Raw genomic sequence first — 3,983 nt, forward strand, 5'->3', positions numbered from 1 at the left:
AATAATGCTTTGTAGCTTTTCAATATATTTGTTCTTACAAAACTGACCTGCTCCCCATCCATTCTTGTTGTCGATAGATTTCATTGGCTACTAAAAATCTTCTATATTGCCGATGACTCAAATTCTGCAAGTCAACCCCTTTCTCTAAAAATTTCTCAATATGCTGTAAGTTTCTTTTGATATATTGTAGTTGTTTCTTCACTGCTTTTCTTCTTTCTTTTCGTGATATTTTGCGTTTTTTGACCACAGATAGGTAATCTTTTCTCGCTTTATTTCGATAGGTTTTTGGCTTCTTTTCTAATTTCTCTTTTCGGCATTCATGGAAAATATCTATGATTTTTTTCTTCTTCTCTTGCTTTTTTGACCATTTTTTGGTTTATTTTATTCACCAATTCTAACCCTATTCTTTCTCGAAAATGTACCATCATTGACGCATCAAATGGAGTTTCATTAATATAATTTTCTCGACCTATAAAATATTGTAAATATGGGTTTTCTTTAATTTGCTCTACTGTTTCTCTATCACTTATTCCTAATTTTTCCTTGATTATCAATGCTCCTAGTGCCATTCTAAATGGTTTCCCCGGCGCTCCCATTTTTTCGGCAAAGTTTTTTGCATATTCCTCCTCCAACTCTGCCCACGGAATTAGATTCGACATTATTACCCATCGATTTTCTTCACATAACTTTCCATTACATGGTAATTCAAATGTTTGTACTTTTTGTTCTTCTTTTTTGACTTTTCGGTACATTTTTTTTGACAAATACAAGAGTTTTTCCTATTTTACCTCTTTATTTCTCAATTTTTTACCGTTTTTTGCTTCTCTGAGCCTTATCCTTCAATCTTTTTGCTCTTTTTCAGCAAGGCCTACGGTATGGTTGCCTTCGGTTTGGGCGGCTTCGTTGGGTGTCCAAGTTAATAGTCCTGTCACGCTGTCAATATTGATATTGCCGTAAGTGCTGTCGGGTTGGGAAATCAGAGAGTAAGTGGGGGTTTCTCCTTCGGGGTCGATTGCGGTGACTTGATAGCTGTATTCACTATTGGGCGTTGCCCCTAGGTTTCGGGAAGGGAGGTAATGACGGGGGGTAAATTTCTGGCGTTGTCTTCAACTTGGATGGTGTATGTATGCGTTGTTTCTGCTCCCAGTTCGTCTTTGATGATGACAGAGACATCGTAAGACCCGGTTTGTGCGGGTGTCCAACTCAATACGCCATTCTCATCAAGGGTCATGTCTGCGGGTAAACCATTGTCGATGAATTCAATCTTGTCGCCTTCGGGGTCGGTTGCCAAGATAGGATAGAGATATTCTTTGCCGACGGCTCCGAGGGTGGGGGGAACGGAATCGACAATGGGGGCGTTGTTTGTGCCTCTGACGGTGAGAGTAAAGGTTTCTTCTTTTCTCCGCCGTAAAGATCGCTAACTTTGACGGTGACTTCGTGGTCTCCGACTTGTTCGGGAACAGGCATCCAGTGCAGCACGCCAGTTTCGGGATGGATGGAGAGTCCGTCGGGGGCTTGTTCGAGATTCCAGAAGATTACGTCTCCGTCGGGGTCAATGCCTTGAATTGAGTGCTGGTATTCTTCTTCAACGATTGCCACATTTTCGGGCAGTTCCGTTATTTTCGGGTCGCGGTTGTCGTGCAGTCCTGTCACTTGCAGGTTGATGGGTTGCGTTACCTCACTGTCTTTGCCGTCATCGACGGTGACGGTAAGAGGGTGAGTTCCGACGTGTTCTAATGCTGTCGGAGTCCAATAAATCCAGCCGTTTTCGTCGATACTGATTCCCAGTCCTGAAGGGTTGGTGATGCTGTAGGTCAATGGGTCGCCGTCTTCGTCTACGGCTTCGACTTTGTAGATGTAGGGACGACCGAAGCCGACATTTTCGCGGGGTTCGGAGAGGATTTGCGGGGGTGTGTTTTCGGGTTGGTCGTTGACTGTGAGGGTGATAGTTTGAGTGTCGATTCCGCCGCGATCGTCATCGACGGTGATGGTGATGGTATGGTCTCCCAATATGGGATTGTTCCATTTCAAGACTCCATCGGCATCGATATCAATATCGGGATGGTCAATGCTGAAAGTTAAGGCATCTCCGTTGGCATCTTGTGCTAAAACCCGATATTCGTAGAGTTCTCCGGCATTGAGGTGGGTGGTGGGGGGTTTGGAGGTGATGGCGGGGGCGTAGTTGATGTCTGCGTTGATGGAGAAACTTTGCAGGTCGATGCCGCCGTTGCCGTCATTTACGCCGATAATCACGGGGTGGGTTCCGGTTTGTTCGAGGCTGGGGGTCCAGACAAATTTTCCGGTTTCTGGGTCTACTGTCATGCCTTCTGGGGCGACGGAGAGGAAATAAGTGAGATTGTCGTTGTCCGGGTCGGTGGCAAAGGCTTCATATTCCCACAGTTGCCCGATTCCAGCCACTTCTACGGGATCGCTGCTAAATTCGGGGTTGCGGTTGGGGATTTCTTCTCCGGTTTTGCGCTTGCCGAAGTCAATATCTGAGACGATTTCTCCTTGTCCAAGGGTGACATCGTATTTGGATTCTGTACCTGTGTGAATTAACTCAAATACCCTGACATTATCGAGTGCCGCGCCATAAGATCCCCCAATTTCAGACATAAATTCTAATTCTGTTTCCGTTTGGTTTTCGGCTGTTGTAAACTGCCAACTGTAGGTTTGGTAGTTCATGTCAAATCTGCTATTGGGGATACCAATAAATGTTTCAGATTGACCCGCAGCTCGAACTTGCATGGGTTTTTCGGAGACCCCCACATCGGGATTACCCGATAAATCGAAGATAACTCGGTATGTTGTTTCCGGTTTTGTATTGAGAATTTGACTGACTTTTCCTTGCGCCCGAAATCCATTTAAATCGACACTATAATTGCCCTCTGATGCTTCCCAGTAACCTGATATCCAATCAATATCCACGACAGACCAATGAGGAGGAGCTGTACCAGGATTTTCATAATCATCCGGTTCTAAGCTACCATTTTGAATAATATTTTCGCCCAACTCAAAAGTTTGATAAGCAGGAAATGTATCGATCCAACCCGGTTTGGATTCTGTCCGCACGGTATAATTTCCTGCATCGAGTCCAGTAAAACTATAATTTCCTTCTGCATCTGTTAGAGTATGAGGCTCATGGGGATCTCGCACTCCATCATCATTCTCATCGAGATAAACTCGCCAACCTTCTAAACCTGTATCAGCATCAAATAAAGAAGTTTTTCGTACTGAAACATTATCAAGAACTGGTCCGTAAAATCCTTCCTGTTCCGAGACAAATTCTAATATTGTTTCATCCCCAGTCGCAGTAAACTCCCAATGATAAGATTGATAATTCATGTCTTCGAGATCACCGGGAAGTCCGATAAATATCTCAGATGCGATCGAGTTACCAAAGGTATCTACAGTTTGAACACGCATGGTTCTTTCTCCACTTATGCCAGGATTGGCAGAGAGATCGAAAATAACTTGATATGTTGTATTTTCTTCTGTACTGAGTATTTGACTGATTTTACCCGGAGACAATCCATTCAAGTCAATACTCGCCGTACCATCGGAGGCTTGCCAAAAAGCACGCGACTCCCAATCAATAGGGTCCAATGTACTGCTGTTGTTTTTGTTTTCAATAATCCAATGAGGAGGAAAATGAGGAGGAAGAGTGCGAAGTACATTGGTTCTTGGAAGTGCATCGGGAAAAGTAGGATCTGGTTCAAAACTTCCATTAGTGACTAATTCCAATTCAGATAAACTTGTCTCGCTATCATTTTGTATTCCATCCTCATCTAAATCCAACCAAATTTGCCCTCGAATCGTTCCATTATCTGCCAAGTTGAGATTTAAAACTTGTCGATCCTCTCCACCTCGTCCATCACTAACTTTGACAATGGTTTCTGTCTGATTGGGCAGTGTATCGAGAATTGACCATTAGACCTCTCCGAAATACTTCGGAGAGAGTATAATAGAGTAAAAAGAGTGTA

1 protein-coding gene and 2 pseudogenes are annotated in these 3,983 nt (G+C 43.7%); all 3 read right to left on the bottom strand.

Annotated features, from left to right (window positions below; translation table 11 throughout):
* Positions 1–55: 55 nt before the first annotated feature.
* Positions 56–752: pseudogene (locus AC6RV6_RS29735) on the bottom strand (transposase); the annotation flags it as partial.
* A gap of 302 nt (positions 753–1,054) precedes the next feature.
* Positions 1,055–1,351 (bottom strand): Ig domain-containing protein, encoded by a 297-nt coding sequence (locus AC6RV6_RS29740; RefSeq protein WP_500244493.1) that lies wholly within the window; start codon positions 1,349–1,351, stop codon positions 1,055–1,057.
* A 56-nt stretch (positions 1,352–1,407) separates the two neighbouring features.
* Positions 1,408–3,834, bottom strand: a pseudogene (locus tag AC6RV6_RS29745) (DUF642 domain-containing protein); the annotation flags it as partial.
* Positions 3,835–3,983 lie beyond the last annotated feature (149 nt).

This window comes from Spirulina sp. LEGE 11439, assembly GCF_059821285.1.